General features: G+C 58.5%; 12 protein-coding genes, 1 tRNA gene and 1 pseudogene. 9 read left to right on the plus strand and 5 right to left on the minus strand.

The annotated features are described in order from the left end of the window. Nucleotides 1-75 precede the first annotated feature (75 nt). Entirely contained in the window at nucleotides 76-2076 is a 2001-nt protein-coding gene (locus ABIC50_RS27435; RefSeq protein ID WP_354168067.1) for an ATP-binding protein, read from the minus strand. A 138-nt stretch (nucleotides 2077-2214) separates the two neighbouring features. Beyond that, a complete protein-coding gene (locus ABIC50_RS27440) occupies nucleotides 2215-2808 on the minus strand; it encodes a recombinase family protein (RefSeq protein WP_212105136.1) in 594 nt (197 codons plus the stop codon). Between the two features lie 530 nt (nucleotides 2809-3338). On the opposite strand from ABIC50_RS27440, the gene ABIC50_RS27445 reads away from it, so the two are divergent. The 5 genes from ABIC50_RS27445 to ABIC50_RS27465 all read left to right on the plus strand — a co-directional run bounded on the left by ABIC50_RS27445 (nucleotide 3339) and on the right by ABIC50_RS27465 (nucleotide 12607). After that, the gene (locus ABIC50_RS27445) at nucleotides 3339-7151 is read left to right on the plus strand and encodes a hypothetical protein (RefSeq protein ID WP_212105134.1); all 3813 of its coding nucleotides are present in this window, start codon (nucleotides 3339-3341) and stop codon (nucleotides 7149-7151) included. Between the two features lie 212 nt (nucleotides 7152-7363). Further along, complete coding sequence (locus ABIC50_RS27450; RefSeq protein WP_212105132.1) at nucleotides 7364-9697, plus strand: McrB family protein; 2334 nt, start codon at nucleotides 7364-7366, stop codon at nucleotides 9695-9697. After that, a complete protein-coding gene (locus ABIC50_RS27455; protein ID WP_354168068.1) occupies nucleotides 9678-11063 on the plus strand; it encodes an McrC family protein in 1386 nt (461 codons plus the stop codon). Before ABIC50_RS27450 ends, ABIC50_RS27455 begins: the two co-directional genes overlap by 20 nt. A gap of 600 nt (nucleotides 11064-11663) precedes the next feature. Further along, nucleotides 11664-11957 (plus strand): hypothetical protein, encoded by a 294-nt coding sequence (locus ABIC50_RS27460; RefSeq protein ID WP_212105128.1) that lies wholly within the window; start codon nucleotides 11664-11666, stop codon nucleotides 11955-11957. After that, nucleotides 11957-12607, plus strand: a complete 651-nt coding sequence (locus tag ABIC50_RS27465; RefSeq protein WP_249192400.1) for a hypothetical protein — start codon at nucleotides 11957-11959, stop codon at nucleotides 12605-12607. Before ABIC50_RS27460 ends, ABIC50_RS27465 begins: the two co-directional genes overlap by 1 nt. Before the next feature lie 51 nt (nucleotides 12608-12658). Here ABIC50_RS27465 and ABIC50_RS27470 read toward each other — a convergent pair whose 3' ends face one another. Further along, complete coding sequence (locus ABIC50_RS27470) at nucleotides 12659-12910, minus strand: helix-turn-helix domain-containing protein (protein WP_212105125.1); 252 nt, start codon at nucleotides 12908-12910, stop codon at nucleotides 12659-12661. A gap of 186 nt (nucleotides 12911-13096) precedes the next feature. On the opposite strand from ABIC50_RS27470, the gene ABIC50_RS27475 reads away from it, so the two are divergent. After that, nucleotides 13097-13768, plus strand: a complete 672-nt coding sequence (locus tag ABIC50_RS27475; RefSeq protein WP_354168070.1) for a hypothetical protein — start codon at nucleotides 13097-13099, stop codon at nucleotides 13766-13768. A gap of 282 nt (nucleotides 13769-14050) precedes the next feature. Further along, nucleotides 14051-14740: an ImmA/IrrE family metallo-endopeptidase gene (locus tag ABIC50_RS27480; protein ID WP_212105119.1), complete on the plus strand. Its 690-nt coding sequence runs from the start codon at nucleotides 14051-14053 to the stop codon at nucleotides 14738-14740. A 162-nt stretch (nucleotides 14741-14902) separates the two neighbouring features. Here ABIC50_RS27480 and ABIC50_RS27485 read toward each other — a convergent pair. After that, nucleotides 14903-14993 (minus strand) — tRNA-Ser (locus ABIC50_RS27485). A gap of 224 nt (nucleotides 14994-15217) precedes the next feature. Between ABIC50_RS27485 and ABIC50_RS27490 the strand changes: the two genes are divergently transcribed. Beyond that, nucleotides 15218-15838 (plus strand): HAD family hydrolase, encoded by a 621-nt coding sequence (locus tag ABIC50_RS27490; protein WP_105833502.1) that lies wholly within the window; start codon nucleotides 15218-15220, stop codon nucleotides 15836-15838. 40 nt (nucleotides 15839-15878) lie between these two features. Here the strand turns inward: ABIC50_RS27490 and ABIC50_RS27495 are convergent, their stop codons facing one another. Beyond that, nucleotides 15879-16991 carry a fatty acid desaturase gene (locus ABIC50_RS27495; RefSeq protein WP_354168071.1) on the minus strand — a complete coding sequence of 371 codons (1113 nt, stop codon included), beginning with the start codon at nucleotides 16989-16991 and terminating at the stop codon, nucleotides 15879-15881. Nucleotides 16992-17217: 226 nt separating this feature from the next. Between ABIC50_RS27495 and ABIC50_RS27500 the strand changes: the two are divergent. Then, nucleotides 17218-18254: pseudogene (locus ABIC50_RS27500) on the plus strand (AraC family transcriptional regulator). The last annotated feature ends 65 nt before the right edge of the window (nucleotides 18255-18319 follow it).

Consider the following 18319-nt stretch of genomic DNA (forward strand, 5'->3'; position numbering starts at 1 on the left):
ATGTAAAGAGTTCGAATAACGTTGCATCGCTCCTCGCTTCCATTGCGCGGTAGCGAACGCGCCACTGGCGATATTTCAGTGCTTGTGCAGGCCAAGCTTGTCGAAGAGTACTCTATTCCGTCGTTTGGCATCTCGAAGTAGCTTATCGTACGAGATAATTTCGATCGAGCCATTCCCACCGGGCAGGGTGTAGAAGTACCCTTCGTTGTCAGCGGTCCTGTGGTAACGCATAGCGACCTGCCGTTGCAGCGTCGGGGTCAAATCGGCTATGAGGTAACCCGTATATCTCAAGCGTTCGGAATTTATCGGTCGGCCGTCGATGTCTTTAACCCCGCCTTGGTCGATCTCTACGAAACGCTGGATGATTTGGTCGGCAGGGTCTTTGTCATAGTTGTCCCGGCCTGGCCGTTTGAACTCGACGATTACGACTCCGCCACCGGGCAGATTGTCTGGTTCAGCAACTCCAATGGGGGTGTCGTAGAAGAATGCAAATATATCTGGCTCCTTGCCGGACGTCTGGCCTAGGCCGGGCACCTTGTTCAGTTTCTTGTCGGAAGTCAACAGCGTATGAAAGCACAGACGTTCGTCAATGAGCCAAAGATTTTGCTGGTCGAGAAAGATGTCTTTTGACGAAACGCCCATTGGGAAGATCATTTTGTGCAACACCTTCTCGAAGGGGTACTTCTCGTCGTTTTGTACTCGCTTAAGGCTTTGATCAACCAAGTCCAGGATTGTGCGCCGATGCGCAACATAGTCGGCCAGTTTAGCTTTGCCAACATCATTCATTTCTTCCATCAGGCCTTTGATGCGCTCCTGATACGCATCAAACGATTCCTTTTCGATAAGCGCCGCGACATGGCGCTCTTCGACCCGAATACTGTCTTCAATTTCGCGGCGAATATGAAGGAGGGCTTCGTCAAGTTGTTCATCCTTGAGGCCAGGCTGCACTCGCTGCTCAAGGATCGGACGATATTTTTCATGAGTGAGAACTCGGTACTCAGGTGCTCGCTCAACGAAGCGACCGATTTGAGCGATCTTCTCCTCGTTGGTAACCTTGAGATCGGCGGCAAGGACAGACCGTAGCGCTGCCGCAAGTCCTTTGTTAAGCGCCTGACGCGAAACCAGGGTTTCCTCAAGTTCGGGCTCTTCCTCGGATTGAAATGCAATCTTTGTACGTTCCTGATTGGCGTGGTCGTCGAGATACTTCCCCGTCACAAGCACTATCAGTGTGTAGGCTTCCTGCGCGTCGTCCACCAGTCGCTCCGGAAGTTCGGGGAGCAGATCGCGCAACTTGTACGTCATCACGTCGCGGCCGTTCGCGCACAAGTGATAGTCGTGACGCGAGCGACCGTCACGGTGTCGGAATGCTTGGAGCGCGAACGTGTGTCCATGCACGTCAAAGAAACGATCTTCAATGTGCGGCTGCACGGTGGATTGGAAAAGCTTATGGAGGTCTATTGGTTCGTGCCTGGGAGCTTCAAGCGTCATGCGGGGGCAAGAGCGCGCAGCAAAGCGAATGAGAAAATGTGCAACGATACGTGCGGCAAGTATCGCGGGATCGGTCGGCCACGCCGCGCGGTATCGGTCTGCTAAACCGCGCACACGAACCGTCGTGCCAGTCGGAGCGCTGGTCGGGGTGACCTTGTCCGCCCCATTAAGCTCTTCTGTGATCGAGAAACTGAAGTTGCGTGCGAAATGCTTGCCGTCGCGCTCGTAGACGCTACGTATTTCGCAATGGTTGAAGACCTTGAGGAAGGTGAATCTGCCGACGCCCTTGCCGCCGAGCTTAACCTTCGAGAGTGTGTATGCCTCTCCGAAAGAAGCGATGTTGAGTTCATTGAACCCGACGCCATCATCAACTACGTCGAAGCCGTCCGTAATCAGCGTGTCGTCACCGCCTTTCTGAGCAAGGTCGTCGGACGGGAGCAGCTTGATTTTAATTGAACCGGCTGCAGAGCTGCCATGCTTATCCTCGATCGCGTCCATCGCGTTCGATACCGCCTCAAAGAGCGGCATGAGACCGCGCGACGGCGCTAAATCGAGTCTATCGACAAGTCCCCGGATGTTGGTAAGCATGGCATCCCTCGTTCTGTATTTTTTGTCGCACTGGTACGAGTCACCTCGTCACGGAATCTCGATTCTAATGCACGCTTGAGCATTTGCACCGACCGGCTTGCATGTCGGAAACTGACGGAGCGGGGCACCCCGTCATGTTCAATTGCCGTCCGCGCACGCTCGCTTGACCGTCGCAGTGCCGACCCCGAAGTGCTCTGCCGTCCCTCGAATGCTCGCGCCGTTCTCAGCGCGCCACTCCTTGATCGCTGCGTAGTCGTTCGATCGCGCTCGCCCCTTGTACTTTCCATCGGCCTTGGCAATTGCGATGCCCCGACGCTGCATCTCGGCGCGGTTCAGGTAGTCGGCTTCGCCCTGCGCGGCCATGAATGCAAGGATCGCGTCGCGCGTTGCTTTCTCGATGGGGTCCTTTGCTTTCCCATCGAACACCATCCCGTTGAGCGTGCATTCGACACGCACGCCCAGTTGCATGAGTCGGCGCATGGTCGCGTGTAGCTCGTCGTAGCGGCGGCTGATCCGGTCCAGCCAGCGCACGATGAGAATGCCTCCGTGACGCAGATCGTGTTCGGCTCTGCCCCACTGTTCCCGTGCGTCAGGAGCCACGTGATAGCCGCTCACGCCCTCGTCAATGAAAACGTCCTTGTCCTGCACGCCGTGGGCTCTGGCGTCCTCGTACTGGCTCGCGGATGACTGGCCGTCCGTGGTGGAAATTCGCCCGTAGTAGAGCTTGCGCATGATATTTGGGTGGATCGTTTGAATTAATGGATCAATTTTACCATGGATCAAACAACCGGTTGACCCTGTTGATCCACGTCCAGATGATCCGGTGCATGGCCCGTTACGGTCTACCCATTTGATCCAATGCATAGTCGCAATGGCGATCGCCGCATGGGTCAGCGTTCACCGTCCGAGTACCAACCGATCGCTTGAGACGAGTGACATAAATTGGCGGTCCGAGCTCGCTACTACCGACTTTGGTCCACGATTTTTGCGCGAACCTTTGAGTGTCGGCCACAACAACCGAACATCGGGTGTTCATGTACATACTCGGCCGAGCAAGTCGTCCGCCATCGTGGAATTTCGTGCCGCTCTATTCGATATCGCGTTCAACCGGAGCGGACATGTCAATCAAAGTGTTGGCATCACAAAGGATTTCTGCTCGAACAGTGGCGAGTCCAGAGCACGGTTGCTTCGGCATAGACCTTCGATGAAGGCTGGTGTAGATTGCCAGGCTATTCAATGATGCGAAGCTTGCCTAATCGACCATGTTTGAGATCACGGGTGACGACATTGCCGCGCTGAACGACGAAGACTTGCGCACGCTGGTGGGCCGTCTTTGTGAAGCGGAACTGCGCCGGCGGAACTTGTCTCCGTCGGCGGTGACATGGGGTGGCAATCAAACCGCGAAGGATGGTGGTCTTGACGTTCGGGTGGCGCTTCCGCTTGGAACGGCAATAGACGGTTTCATTCCCAAGACAGCCACGGGTTTTCAGGTCAAAAAGCCTGATATGCCGCGTGCAGCGATCATCGACGAGATGAGGCCGAAGCCGAGCGGTGCGCTGCGTCCTGTAATCATAGAATTGGCTAAGGCATCCGGCGCCTACATTATCGTAAGCGCGACTGGCTCGACGTCGGACTCTGCGCTCACGAACAGGAAAGAGGGAATGGCAGAAGCGGTGCGGGATATTTCCGACGCTGCGAGCATTACCTTGGATTTCTACGACCGCAATCGCGTTGCAACTTGGGTGCGCGATCACGCAGCCTTAATCCCGTGGGTCCGCTCAAGGATCGGTAGGTCGATTCCGGGTTGGTTCTCCTATGGTGCTTGGTCCCATCCGCCCGAAGACTCGGATCGAGCCTATCTCGTCGATGACGCGGCGCGCATCAAAACGGGCTCCAAAGATGAAGAAGACGGACTTTCGGTAACGGACGGAATTAACAGGATTCGAGATGTGCTTCGGACGCCGGGCCATGTGGTACGCCTTGTCGGACTATCGGGCGTCGGCAAGACCCGGCTTGTCGAGGCGCTCTTTGATCCGGAGGTTGGCGTGAACAGTCTCGATCCGGCACTCGCAATCTACACCAATGTGGCTGAAGGACCCGACCCGCAGCCTGCTGGCCTAGCCTCTGATTTGATTGCGGCGCGAGTTCGCGCGATCTTGGTCATCGACAATTGTCCGCCGGACGTCCACCGGCAATTGTCGGACATTGCCCGCTCGGCTGAATCAACTGTAAGTATCGTCACGATCGAATACGACATTCGGGAAGATCAGCCGGAAGGCACAGACGTGTTCGTGCTGGATACGTCATCGCTGGCGCTGATTGAAAGGCTCGTCTCGAATCGATTTCGCAACCTTTCGCAGATTGATGCACGAACGATTGCGGAGTTCTCGGGCGGTAACGCGCGCATCGCCTTGGCGCTCGCTGGTACCGTCCAGAAAAACGATACGGTCGCGGGCCTAAGCGATGCGGAGCTATTTCGGCGACTCTTTCATCAGCGCCACGATCACGATGCATCGCTACTGTCGATCGCGCAAGCATGCTCACTCTTGTATTCGTTCGAGGGTGAAAAGCTCTCCGGGGAAGGTGCCGAGTTATCAATACTCGGCGGCCTTATTGGGAAGTCGGGCGAAGAAGTGTTCGGAGGCGTTGCGGAGTTGAAGCGGCGCGATCTGCTACAGGAGCGCGGACCATGGCGAGCGGTTCTTCCGCATGCTATTGCGAACCGACTAGCTGTCACGGCGCTTCAAAATATTCCCCGCTCGAAGTTGTTGTCGGGACTTGTTGAGAACGCATCGACGCGCGTTCTCCGGTCATTCTCGCGGCGGCTCGGCTATCTCGATGGTAGCAAGGAAGCACGGGCCATTGTTCAGAGCTGGCTTGCCTCCGATGGGTTGCTGGCCGATATCCCTAACCTCAACGAGCTCGGCCGAGCAATGCTCGGCAACGTAGCGCCTGTCGTGCCGGAAGGGGTGCTCTTTGCGCTTGAGAATGCTCTCGCGGCGGTCGGCGAGGACGTACTCGCGAAGTGCAATCATTTCATCCGTCTACTGCGTTCGCTTGCCTACGATGAGGCGTACTTTGAACGAGCCGTTTCGCTTCTCGTGAAGTTTGCTCGAATTCCAGGCAAGAAGCAGTCGGACGGAGATGCGGGGAATGTTGTTGAATCACTCTTTCATATAGTTTTGTCCGGCACTCACGCGCCGCTTGAATTGCGTCTGAAAGTCGTCGATGGGCTTCTGCGGTCAACCGATGCCGCCGAACAGGACATCGGCGTTAACGCGCTGCGAGCGACGCTTAAGACGGGGCATTTTGCATCTACGTACGGCTTTGAATTTGGCGCGCGCTCGCGCGACTATGGATATCATCCGAGGACAGACCAGGACGTGCGCGACTGGTTTTTGGCAGCATTGAGTTTGGCCGAGCCATTTGCGCTCTTGGAGACAGGTCTTGGCGAACGGGTGCGAGAAGCGATCGCGGCGGAGTTTCGTGGATTGTGGGCCGAGGCGACAGTGGTGGACGAACTGGATAGGCTCTCCCGCGCAATTGCCGCACAGCGGTTTTGGCGTGAAGGCTGGATCGCTGTGCGCCGCACACGCATCTACGATGGTGCTGGGCTGCCAGCGGAAATACGCACGCGGCTGATCGATTTGGAGGAGTTCCTCCGGCCGAAGGATTTGATCGATAAGGTTCGTGGTGTCGTATTGGACTCTAACGGCGACAGCGTCGATCTTGACGATCCAAACGATTTTGAGAGTGACCGGTATGCGGAGGCGGCGGCACGCGCAGCCGCCGCGGTCGAACATCTTGGACGGGATGTTGCTGCGGATGAGGGAGCGTTCCGGGCACTCCTACCTGACTTGATTGGGAAGAATAGTCACAAGGTTGCTGGTTTCGGTCGCGGCCTAGCGCTTGCTGCGGACAAGCCGAGCGAGGTATGGAGCGCCATGGCCGACCATGTGGCAATTACGGAGAAGCCCAGCATAGGTCTCCTTTGCGGCTTTCTTGATGCAGTTCAGCGCCGTGATCGAGCGGAGGCGGACGCCATCCTTGATGAGGCACTGGATGATCCGCGGCTCGCTGAGTGGTTTCCGGCTCTTCAAGCCAGTGCCATAATCGACGATAAAGCGCTGGTGCGACTGCACCGCGCGCTGCAGGATAGTAAGGCGCCGATCGAACGGTTTTTTAACCTAGCGTACGGGCGGACTTGTGACGTAATCCCGGGGCCAGCATTGAAACACCTTGTGCTTGCGATCGGAGCGAGACCGGGTGGCACTGCCGTTGCCATAGAAATTCTATCTATGCGGCTGCATTCCGACCATAGCGAAAGGAAAACGTCCGTGCCAGAAGTTGCTGAAGCAGGCAGGGAACTGTTGGCAGCCTACCGGTTTCATCGTGGGAACGGCCGTGCAACAATGGAAGATCACGAACTGGCTGTCGTTGTGCGAGAGGCGCTTGTCGACGACAAAGGAAAGTCGACTGCGCGGCAATTGTGCCGCGATTTATTGGCTGCAATCGCGAGCTATGAAACGGATATCCACGAGCACAGCGAGTTGGTGGGTGCTCTCTTTCAGGTACGCCCAGTAGACGTGCTTGACGAGTTTTTCTCGGGCGATGATAAGTCGAACACCAGTAGCATTCGACTGTTGAGAGACCTTCCGCGTTTCCATAAAAACCCGATGAATGTAGTGCCGGACGACGTCGTTCTCGGATGGTGCGATAGGGACCCAGCAACCCGCTACCCATTGGTGGCGGCTTTCGCGCTCTTGTTCAGGCGGCCAGATGAGAAGGAGCCGCATGAATGGACAAATTTGACTCGCCAGCTTCTCCTTAGGGCTCCCGATCCAGAGGCGGTACTGAACGAAATTGTTAGTCGCCTACATTCATCGAGCTATAGCGGATCACTTGCAACTAAACTGGAGTCCCGCCTTACGCTCCTCAATCAGCTTGATTCCAGTGCGGTTCCTGCGCTGGCTGCTCCGCTTGGCAAGGCGAAGGGGGAGTTGGAGAAAAGAATCCAAATGGAGCGCCGTCGAGAGACCGAAGAAGGTCGGGCGCTTAGCGGACGTTTTGAGTAGCATGTAGTCAACCACATCTCCCAATTCTCATCCCGACGCGCTGATATTCTGCGTGCAGAGTCTGCGGTCGAATCACGCAGCCGCCAATCACCCAAAGGGGCTCGCCGAATTCCCGATGCACATTGGAAGCGGCCATTGATGTAGCACAAGGCCGATGTCCGCCATCCGCGCGCCGCTGAACCTAGCCGAAAACACAAAAAACGGGAACTCATATGACTGAGGCAATATTCGACCAGCGCATACTCGACGAGTTAAGGGCAGCCGCGTCTGAACACATCGCGTCTGGGCGATTACCCGCACCAAACTGGATCGACGAGGAGACTAAGCTATTCCGCGACACCTTCGGCCCGGACATCTTGCAGCAGCTCGATGGCGCTGCGTTATTGCAACTGATGCACGGGCGTCAGGGCAACGATACCCGTTGCCTAGCATATTGGCTCGAATTCAAGAACGACGATGAATTTGCCAGCAATCAGTTCGGCGGAATTCGTGGCGGCTCCGCCCTAAAATTCGGTATTTTTCAGCGGGACAGTGACGGCGCTTGGATGGCGGGTTCCCCGCAGCAACAAGTCACTCTCTCGCTCGACGATGCCATCGCAATCGCACAAAGCCAGCGGGATGAACTAGTGGCCGGAGCAGGTGTTCTTGCCGCCTTTGATCCAACCGAGGCGTCAGACGCGGCCTATGCGCAACTCCAGGACGCAATGCGAAACGCGGCACCCAAGCTCTTCAGCTTTGGCTGGTCGCACAAATACTGGTTTCTGAACTTCCCTGATCGACTCGACGGTTATCACAATCCGCGTTATCAGCGTTTCCACCTGCTTAAACTGTTGCAATTGCCGCCCGATAACGTAGGCATTCGCGATACGTATTCGCCGACGTTCGTCTGCGCTGGCCGCTTCGTCAAGATTAGCCGGCAGCTCTCGCTGCCGGTTGCCGCACTCTGTGTGATGCTGCATCAGAGGAATGGGACCGTTCACCGCTATTGGAAGGTCGGTACGACAGCGGGCAGTGATGGGGACAGTGAATGGGCAACGATGCGAGATGGCAACTTCGTTTCGATTGGATGGCCGAAGCAGGTGCCGAACCTGTCAGGTCTGCTGGCTGAAGACAAATCGGCAATAAAGGACCAGATTAAGCGATGGTTGTTGCCGTCGTACGCGACCAATGTTGCGTCTCGCAAGGCAGGCGAGATCACGAACTTCGCACATGAAATCTCTGAGAACGATATCGTGCTCGCGTGCGAGGGGCAATCAGTGCTCGGCATCGGCCGGATCACGGGGTCATACGAATACGAAGCCGGGCTTGAGTTTCCGCATAAGCGACCTGTCGAGTGGCTTTCGCTTGCTGCGTGGAGCATGCCGGAATTGGAAGGTCCACGCACGACCGTCTTCGAACTTGGAAAGAGCGCGAAAAATATTCTCGCGATTGAGCAGGTGTTGGCCGGAAATTCGCTTCCCGAACCTCAGATTGCGACGGGGGTTAGGGAACAGCCTGCTGACAAGAGCTACGCATTGCCTCCTCTCGATCCCTTTGCATCTAGAGTCGACAACATTCTTCGTCGCAAGGGGCAAATCGTGCTGTACGGCCCACCGGGAACTGGCAAAACATATCGTGCGCTTCAGGTCGCTCGTGAACTGGCGGCACGCCACACCTTCCGCAAAAGCTACTCGGCGCTGAGCGAGACCGAACTGGCACAAGTCAACGGGGCCGACGGTCTCGTGCGCATTTGCACATTTCATCCGGGATGGGGCTACGAGGACTTCGTCGAAGGGCTACGGCCGAAGACTAACGGCAACGGGCTGATGGTGTTCGAGCCGCAAGATGGTACATTCAAGCGCCTCTGTCAGAGCGCGACCGACAAACCAGAGCGGCAATTTTTCCTCATCATCGACGAAATCAATCGAGGAGATTTGCCTCGCATTTTCGGGGAGCTGCTCACGACAATCGAAATCGACAAACGAGACACGCCCGTAACGTTGCCCGTGACCCGCGCGCCTTTCGCCGTGCCGCGCAACGTGTTCATACTCGGGACCATGAACACTGCCGACCGCTCGATTTCGCTGATGGATGTGGCGCTACGCCGTCGCTTCGGATTTATTGAGCTGATGCCGGACAGCTCACTATTAGCAAACCGCCGTGTCGGCGGACTCTCGCTCGGCGCCTGGCTCGATGCGCTTAATGCTCGGCTGCGTCAGTCCCTGAAGCGTGATGCCCGAAACCTGCAAATCGGGCATGCGTATCTCCTGCCGTCTACACCGATCACCTCGATTGCCGATTTTGCTCGCGTGCTACGTGACGACATCATTCCGCTTCTCGAAGAATACTGTTACGACGACTTCGGAACACTAAGGGACATCTTGGGCAGCGAACTGGTTGATGTGGATGCGTGCCGTATCCGTGAGGAGATGTTCCTGCCGAACCGAGATAACGATCTTATCGAGGCAGTCTCGTTCAAGGAAATGCAGCCCTTGGTGTTGTATCAGGATAACGACGATGCCCTCGACAGCGCCGAGGATGAAGACGATGCAGTTCGTTCCCAGTGAAGACTCGGCACGCCTGACTATCCGGCTCTCCGAGTGGGACTGGACTGACCCATCGCGCGATCCACGCTTGAAGGATATGTCACTTGCGGGTGACGCCGCATGGCGTCGGCTTGCCGACAGTCTGCGCGGGAGGATTGATATACACGAGCGCTACGATGGCGTTACGATCGAAACTTCATCATTTGTCGGCCGCGTCGATGTCGGGCCGTTGCGCATAGTGGTTCAGCCGAAGTTACCTGCCATGCCGCTCACACGGCTATTGCGCTATGCCTACGGATTGCGTGACTTGACGTCGATGGCTGAAACGCGCTCCCCGATGGACGAACGCGGCATGCATGATTTGCTGATCGCATTGCTGGCCGGGGAGGTCGAAGAGCTGTTGCATCGCGGTCTACCACGTCACTACGTCGCACGGGAAGGAAGGCTCGACAGCCCGCGCGGCCAGATTCTGATCGACCAGATCATCCGACGGGGAGGCGTGCTTGAGCCAACGCTTCCGTGTCGGCAATACGAACGTCGCGCCGACTGGAGCCTGAACCGTGTGCTGCGCGCTGGGCTCGATCACGCTGCACGATTGACTGAGGACCGCGAGTTGCGCCGACACGTGCAAAAGCTTTCAACGATGTTTGGCGACGTCCGCGGAATGCCCCGACTGCGCACTGACGATATCGACTTAGCTACACGAAACTTGACCCGGCTCACGACTGCCTGCCGACCTGCTCTCACGCTGATCCGATTGCTGCACGAGATGCAGGGAGTTGAACTCGAGACGGACATCACACCGAGTAGGACGCCTGGATTCCTGTTCGACATGAATCTCTTTTTCCAGCGCCTGCTGTCACGGTTTCTTCGCGAGAATCTCGTCGATGCTCGGATCGTCGACGAGCACTCCATTCGGGGTATGTTTGCGTTTGCTTCTGGCTCGAATCTTAAGCGGCGCAGAGCACCCTCACCGCGGCCTGACTATGCTCTATTTCACGGAAGGCGTCTAAATCGCTTCCTCGACGCAAAATACCGCGATTTGTGGCGGAAAAGCCTACCGGTCGAATGGCTTTATCAGCTAACCATCTATGCGCTCGCGTCGCCAGACGAGGTTAGCGTACTTCTATACGCGTCGATGTCCGAGTCGGCACATGATGAAGAAGTTGAAATTCGGCAACCGGTGCCGTGGTCGAATAGAGCGCCCGCGTCGGTCATTTTACGTCCAGTACCACTCGGAATGCTCGCGGCGCTCGTCGGTTCTGGTGCGACCACTGAGGTAGTTGGACGGAGGCAGCAATTGGCACAGCGACTTGTCGCGAGTCGCACGAATAGGGCCTACCTTAGGGACACCTCAACTACAGGTTTCGCAGTGCCAAGCACATAAAATGCTCCAATTTGCTTAAAAAATGAGCAAAATGCGCCGATCCGGCCCCCGAAACGCCCCGGGAATGTCGATTATTGCGGCGCATCACACATTACAAAACTTACTATTCGAGAAATGCGGCCCTGATACCGGCCGACGGGTCCGGGCCATCAATTGACCCCCACCCCTTTGGTCGAAGCCGCCAGCGGGCCGGAAAACGGACAGGAAAGGGATTCCCGGTGTCGGAAGAGCGGGCGAAAGTCACTGAAGGGGGCAAAGATGGTAAAAATTGCCGATTCGCATGATTTCGGTCTTCCCCCTTTGGCTCGTTCGGCCGATCTATGCTACATTTTTTCTGCCAGACCAGCGCTTTCGGGTGATTTCTGCCCATTTTCGGATCAAACTCCGCTCCCGACACGTCGACCTGACCGTTGCCTGCGTGATTTTCTCCGCGGCATGAGTGGTACGCACCTACGCGCCTTGAGAATCACACCCGCAGCATCTTCACGTTCCTGAAACGCACCGCAGTAGCCTCGCGCTTCAGCTTTTTTACCCGCTGAGCTTTCTACCGGATATCCATCCGGGGATGGACTTCGCCTGAATAATTTAGGACGCCTGATCATGAACGGAAAAAATCCTACACCGCTTTTCTCTCTCGGCCAAACGGTAGCGACGCCCGGCGCGCTCGACCTTCTGGATCGAACCGGTACCGATGGCACCGACCTGTTGAACCGGCATATGTGCGGCGATTGGGGCGTCGTCTGTCCTGCCGATGCGGAGTCAAATGATAGGGCGATTACCGACGGAACTCGCATTCTCAGCGCCTATGAACTTGGCGCTAGACGTGAGCAGTTGTGGATCATCACCGAGGCTGATCGGCGCGTAACCACTTTGCTGTTGCCGAGCGAATACTGATGGAATTCACCGTGCAGAAACTTCTTCCTAAATTGCGGTCCGGTCGGCGCCTCACGATTGTTGGCTCAAATGTTCCCGCGTTTAGTTTTCAGGGAGCTTGGGACGGCGGTTGCGCTCTCCACGCCACTGCGATGGCAATTGCGATGCTTGGCCGCCTTTCCGATCCCCTTCGCGTGTCGTCACGTCGACGCGGCCCGGAAGCAGCATTCTGGGAACTTGCCTGGCCATTCTATCTATCGGGCGTCACGTTGGAGGAACTGGAAAACCTGATTTTGGAGCTTGGCTGGGGACTCCGGCCAACGCTATTCGAAGGAGCACATGCAAATGTCTTTCGTTTCTGCGAACAAGAGGTTTTGTGCGGTCGGCCGGTGATTGTGACGTGGCGACAATTGCGGCGTGCGGCGCTGCACGCGACGCTTATCGTTGGCATCGAAGGACGACAAGTCGGCCGAGACTTCGAAGGGCACACGCTGCTGGTGATTGATTCTGCAGAGACCGAACCGCTGTTGGCCGCCCACAACGCACGATTGACGTGGTCAACGGAACGGCACAGCAGGCAAAGCGGATATGCGCGATACGTCACGGCATTCGATGAGCGGAAGATCGTGCTCGTAGGGGCGATGTCGATTCGAGCAGGAAAGCCGCCGTAGTTTCCGCGGTGAGTTGCATCTCGGTCTTGGCGCGCGAGCGTCAGTAAAGACTCAGGGGCGCTCAAACAATCGAGCTGGATCAACATCAAGGGCAATCGCTAAACGTTCGATGTTATCGATTGATACGTTGACTCGCGCACGCTCGACCTGGCTAATGAAAGTACGGTCCAATCCAGCAGCAAAGCCTAGCTCTTCCTGAGACAGCGACTTCTCGACCCGATTGGCGCGGACGTTGTAAGCCAGCACGTCTCGAAGTGAGACGAGTTTGGCTTTGGGATCGGGGCCTCGGAGCGGTGCGGACATGCCCTGATCATTACGATATGATGCGTTTCCATCTACGGACTTTGCATCACATATCAGACGTCAACGCTCCCGCTGCAAATGCAAAGTCTGACTGTACTGATCAACCCTACATCGAAATTTCTCAAACCCGACGTGCGGTCAGCCGGAGATACCCACCGCACGCGCAAACCGCAAGGAACAAAAACCATGAAAATCATCGCGCATCCGCGCTACCTTCTCGCGCTGTCCGCCGTCACGTTGTTAACCCTCGGCGCATGCTCAAAACAGTCGTCGCAAACGGACACCAGCCCGGCAAGTGCGCCGGGAGCTGTTGCATCATCTCCGGCAGCGCAGCAACCAGCTTCAGCCGACAAAGCGATGGATAAGCCTGATGAAGCTGGCGAGAACGGGGGAGCCAAGCCTCAGCCTCAGCAATCGGCAGCCAGTTCCTATGGTCCACGGATCAAGGGCATTGCCCTCGGGGAGTCGCCAGACGAAGTGCGTCAGGCACTGGGCGCATTACTTCCGGTAGGCAATCCGTGCCAAGTCAGCACCGATGCTGTCCGTGTAGTTTGCGAAGGCACTGCGCAACGTCTACAGGGTAGCTTCACCTACGAATCCGGCAAACTGTCCAGCTTCAAGTTCTATTCCGCCCTGACAAGTCTGGCATTCGGCCAGATGCCGTTCAATGACTTTACGCAGAACTTCATGAAGGCGTACGACATCCCGCGCATGGACACAGTGCAGGACAACCCGGCGCTGAGTCAGTACCTGCGATATCGCGACGATAGTGGATGGGAAGCTGGCATCTATCCCGACAACACGTTCTACGTTAAGGGCGTTGCGACGGCGAGCCAGCAGGCGAAGAGCTTCAACTAGCGGTACGGCACACTCTGACAATCCACTGAGTCCGGAGCCTACCAAGTGGCTCCGGTATCAGGATACCTCGCTACACTTGTTGGAAGTTCGCGCTTTTATGCCTTCGTGCCCGTGAACTTGCTTCTAGAAAGGACCGTAATCTGATCGACGAAGGTACTCGGAGCGGTGTTGGCGATGATGATCTTACCTTTCCGCAATGCAACACAAGATATGGATCAACAAATACACATCAACACCACATATTGTGTGGTAGATTCCTCGTAACCTAGGGGAGGTCTCCACATGGACGAGATCGATCGAGAAGCAATCGCCAAAGAGTGCTGGCGTTTCCAGTATGAAGTCTGGCAACGCGCGGGGCGGACACACAACACCATTCCGCACTTGTTGCAATTGTTCCGGCCAGACCATGCCGCAAGCGTTCATGGTTACGAATACGAAGTCGCCGCCGGATCACTCGGGGTCCACGGCGTCGGGAAGGAGCAATACCAGGTTGCGGGACTTGTCGATGTGGAGCGCGGCATCATCAAGGTCGCCGGTAACTTCTCGTACGAGGTCCAACGCTTCACGGGCTCACACGAACTCGGACACATGGTCCTGCACCCGGGGTTGACACTGCATCGGGACCGCCCGCTATTGGGCGAAACGACGTCGCTCGATAAGCGCGAGCGGGAGGCGAATTACTTTGCGGCATGTTTCCTTGCCCCTGAAAAGCTGGTCCGCAAGGCGTTCAAGCAGCGCTTTGGTACAGACATCCTGCACCTTGATGACAATGTGGCGTTCGCCCTCGTGGGCAGCAACATGATGCAGGACCTTCTTCGCGCAAAGACCGGTTCGATGGAGTTTCCTCGAGCGGTCGCGACGGCAAAGAAGTTCGGCCCCGGCAACAACTTCAAGTCGCTTGCGAACGAATTTGGCATGTCACCGACGGCGATGGCGATCCGCATCAAGGAGCTGGGCCTCGTCAACTACTAGCTCCGTATCCGTATCGAGTGGCACTAGCACCAACTAGATGGGGCCGCTTGAATCAACGATGTGCGCCATCCGTATGAACAGCTCGACGTGATGGGCTGAGCGATGGGCCACAAAACAAAAGCCCCGCAAACCATTGATTTTGCGGGGCTTTTATAGCACGTCTGGCGGAGAGAGGGGGATTCGAACCCCCGATAGGCGATTAACCTATACACGCTTTCCAGGCGTGCGACTTAAACCACTCATCCATCTCTCCGGAAGACCGAGAGTATAGCAAACTCCCGCGGCCTCCCGCCAGCCCCTTCGACGAGCGGCTGTAAGCTGCCGGAAATCCGGTTTCCGTGGCCCGCGCGTCCGTGCCGCCGTGCGCGATCGTTGCGGCGATCGACGCGCTCGCCGCGTTCGACGTGACCGGGGATGACCGCCCCCGCCCCCGAGTCTGCTATCTTCCCCCGCATCTCATCGCTTCCCCACCTCTCCATGACTGACCGTATCGTCGCCGCGTTCGATTTCGATGGCACCATCACGACCACCGACAGCTTCCGCCATTTCGTCCGCTACGCGGTCGGCACGCCGCGCTTCGCGTGGGCCGGGCTGCGCGCGCTGCCGTGGATAGTCGCGATGAAAGCCGGGCTGCTGTCGCGCGGCGATGCGAAGGCGAAGTTCGCATGGTTTGCATTCGGCCCGATGGGCGACGACGCGCTCGATGCGCTCGCGCGCCGGTTCGTCGACGGCTATCTGCCGAACCTCGTGCGTCCGGACATGCTGGAACGGGTGCGCGAGCATCGCGCGCGCGGGCACGAAGTCGTGCTGGTCAGCGCATCGCCGTCGCTGTATCTGGAGAAGTGGGCGAAGACGGCGGGCATCGACACGGTGCTCGCGACGCACCTTGCGTTCGAGCGCGGCAGGTTCACCGGGCGGCTGAACGGCGAGAACTGCTGGGGCCCGCAGAAAGTCGTGCGCTTGCGCGGCTGGTGGGGAAATCGGACGCCCGCGAAACTGTTCGCCTACGGCGACAGCCGCGGCGACAAGGAAATGGCCGAACTCGCGAACTGGGCATGGATCCGCGGGCACGGACCGATGCCGCCGATCGGCGATTGATGAACTGACGGGGGCGCCGAGCCGCGCCGGCACGCCGCCGTCACGCGTCGGCCCGCTGCACGCTGCGCATCCCGTGATTCGGACGATACGCGCCCCAGCGATTCGCCCGCCTGAACGTGCCGACATCGTTGAATCGCACGCCGACTTCACGCAGCGCCGCATGCGCGGTGCGCGCGGTCAACTGCCGGATGTAGAACGGGTCGCGCACCACGAAGTGATGGATCGCGTGCGTGCTGCCGAAGTTGAAGCAGAACAGCTGGAACGGCAGCATCCACCACGGGTTGAGCACCTGAGTCTGCTGGATCACGTTGCGCGAATCGATGTCGCCGAAGTAATGCATGTTCGAGCTGACGAAGTTGATGCAGAAGCTGCGCACGAAGTTCGGCCCGAGCCACACGACCGCAAGGAAATCGACGGCGTGCATCGCACGCTCGACGACGCCCGGCGCGGTGATCGGATGGCCGAACGCATGCAGTGCGAACAGCCCGACGTGATAGACGATGAACGCGTGCCACAGCGCGTAGTACGCGTGACCGATCGGCATGTAGGACGACACCTGCTCGACGCGCAATTGCGCGCGTTCGGACGTATCCTGCACCGGCTGCGCGGCGACGTACTGCCTGACCTTGCGGCGCATCGCATCCGGCCGCAACACGACGGCGAGCATCCCGTCCGCGATCATCAGCAGCCGCTTCACGCCCCAGCGTTCACCGTTGGTGATACCGAATTCCTCGAGATCCGATTCGCCGCCCGATACCTTGTGGTGATGCAGGTGCATGCGTCGGCGCGTCCACGGGTTGATCGTGCCCGGCCGCGTGAGCCAGCACAGCGCCATCATCAGGTGATAGGCCCACGGCGTCTTCTTGAAGTACATCAGGTGGATCAGGTCGTGCTCGAGTTCGTGGATCAGCGACGTGACGAACGCGGCGAGCGGCAGCGCGACGTACCACGCGATTGCGCCGTGCGCATACAGCCACGCGATCGCGAGCATCGCGCTGACCGACACGGCCATCACGCTCGCGCCGACGAGGTTCTGGTTGTCGAGCAGCGGAAAGCGCGCGCGGATCGCGTCGCTCGCGGCGTTCACCTCGCGGCGGACATACGCGACCTTGTCGGCGTCGTGTCGAAAGACGGTTGGTGCGGGTTGGCTCATCGACCGGAATCCGTGCGGAAAGAGTGGGGCGCAATGCCGATGTGACAAGCATAGGTGCACGCCGTCGCGCACACGAGGGCCGCCGGTGCCAATCATGGTGTCATTTCGGGCCACGGTCGCCGGCGCGACAGCGCCCGATGCGGCCCCGCGCGGCTAGAGCGCCGCCGTGGTGTCATTGCGGGCCAGCGACGCTACAATCCGCCGAAACCGCACCGGAGTCCGCCGCATGGCCCTGTCCGTCCCGGATGCCGCGGCCAGCTGAACAAGGCGACGGTATCGTCCGCGTATGCGCTGTTCATGCTGATGCTCGCCGAGGAGCGCGGCATCGACGGCGAGCGCATTCTCGCCGGCTCGGGCGTCGCGCGCGAGCGGCTCGCGCAGCCTGACGCGCGCATCACGCCTCTGCAGCAGGCGGCGATTGTCTTCAACCTGCTCGACGCGACGAACGATCCGTCGATCGCGATCGAGATCGGCCTGCGCAGCAGCCTGACGAAATCCGGGCTGATCGGCTTCGGGCTGATGAGTTGCGCGACGCTCGGCGAAGCGATCGCGCTCGGCATCCGCTACCTGCCGACGCGCGTGCCGTTCTTTTCGGTGCGGCTCACGCAGCGCGACGGGATCGTCGACATCGACGTGCTCGAGGCGTTTGCGCTCGGCCGGCTGCGCCAGTTCGCGGTGGAAAACTTCCTGGTCGAGACGGCGATCCTGTTCAACTCGCTGCTCGATCCCGCGCCGGGGCGCACGCTGCAGTCGCGTGCGGAGCTGCATTTCGAATGGCCGGAGCCGCCGTGGTTCGAGCGCTATCGCGCGCGGCTGCCGCGCTGTCATTTCGACGCGAGCGCGAACCGCATCCGCTGCGACGCCGCGCTGCTCGACGAGCCGATCGGTACCGCGAACGCGCAGACCGCGCAGATGATCGTCCAGCAGTGCGAGGCCGAACTCGCGCGGCTCGGCTATGCGGAAAGCATCGTCGAGCGCGTGCGCAACCTGCTGATCTGCGGTGACGCCGGCTATCCGTCGGTGGACGACGTCGCGCGCGAACTGCACGTATCGGCGCGTACGTTGAAACGCAAGCTCGCGGAATTCGGTGCGACGTATTCGGCGCTGCTCGACGAGATCCGGCTGCGCGATGCGCTCCGGTTGCTGGAGGGCACGCGCCTGCCGGTCGACGAGATCGCGGCGCGGGTCGGCTATACCGACCGCGCGAATTTCACGCGCGCGTTCAAGCGCTGGACCGGCGTCGCGCCGAGCGAGCGGCGCTGACGGCGCGCCGGGCGGCGCGATCCGATGCCGGCCATGCGCACGGCATCGATCCATCGGTCATTCGA

Source organism: Burkholderia sp. 567, from assembly GCF_040545115.1.
GTDB classification, from domain to species: Bacteria; Pseudomonadota; Gammaproteobacteria; order Burkholderiales; family Burkholderiaceae; genus Burkholderia; species Burkholderia ambifaria.

What these genes read in the sequence shown, in the direction of transcription:
- ABIC50_RS27435 (WP_354168067.1), bottom strand. Translation starts at nt 2,076, where the DNA reads ATGCTTACCAACATCCGGGGACTTGTCGATAGACTCGATTTAGCGCCG.
- ABIC50_RS27440 (WP_212105136.1), bottom strand. Translation starts at nt 2,808, where the DNA reads ATGCGCAAGCTCTACTACGGGCGAATTTCCACCACGGACGGCCAGTCA.
- ABIC50_RS27445 (WP_212105134.1), top strand. Translation starts at nt 3,339, where the DNA reads ATGTTTGAGATCACGGGTGACGACATTGCCGCGCTGAACGACGAAGAC.
- ABIC50_RS27450 (WP_212105132.1), top strand. Translation starts at nt 7,364, where the DNA reads ATGACTGAGGCAATATTCGACCAGCGCATACTCGACGAGTTAAGGGCA.
- ABIC50_RS27455 (WP_354168068.1), top strand. Translation starts at nt 9,678, where the DNA reads ATGCAGTTCGTTCCCAGTGAAGACTCGGCACGCCTGACTATCCGGCTC.
- ABIC50_RS27460 (WP_212105128.1), top strand. Translation starts at nt 11,664, where the DNA reads ATGAACGGAAAAAATCCTACACCGCTTTTCTCTCTCGGCCAAACGGTA.
- ABIC50_RS27465 (WP_249192400.1), top strand. Translation starts at nt 11,957, where the DNA reads ATGGAATTCACCGTGCAGAAACTTCTTCCTAAATTGCGGTCCGGTCGG.
- ABIC50_RS27470 (WP_212105125.1), bottom strand. Translation starts at nt 12,910, where the DNA reads ATGTCCGCACCGCTCCGAGGCCCCGATCCCAAAGCCAAACTCGTCTCA.
- ABIC50_RS27475 (WP_354168070.1), top strand. Translation starts at nt 13,097, where the DNA reads ATGAAAATCATCGCGCATCCGCGCTACCTTCTCGCGCTGTCCGCCGTC.
- ABIC50_RS27480 (WP_212105119.1), top strand. Translation starts at nt 14,051, where the DNA reads ATGGACGAGATCGATCGAGAAGCAATCGCCAAAGAGTGCTGGCGTTTC.
- ABIC50_RS27490 (WP_105833502.1), top strand. Translation starts at nt 15,218, where the DNA reads ATGACTGACCGTATCGTCGCCGCGTTCGATTTCGATGGCACCATCACG.
- ABIC50_RS27495 (WP_354168071.1), bottom strand. Translation starts at nt 16,991, where the DNA reads ATGAGCCAACCCGCACCAACCGTCTTTCGACACGACGCCGACAAGGTC.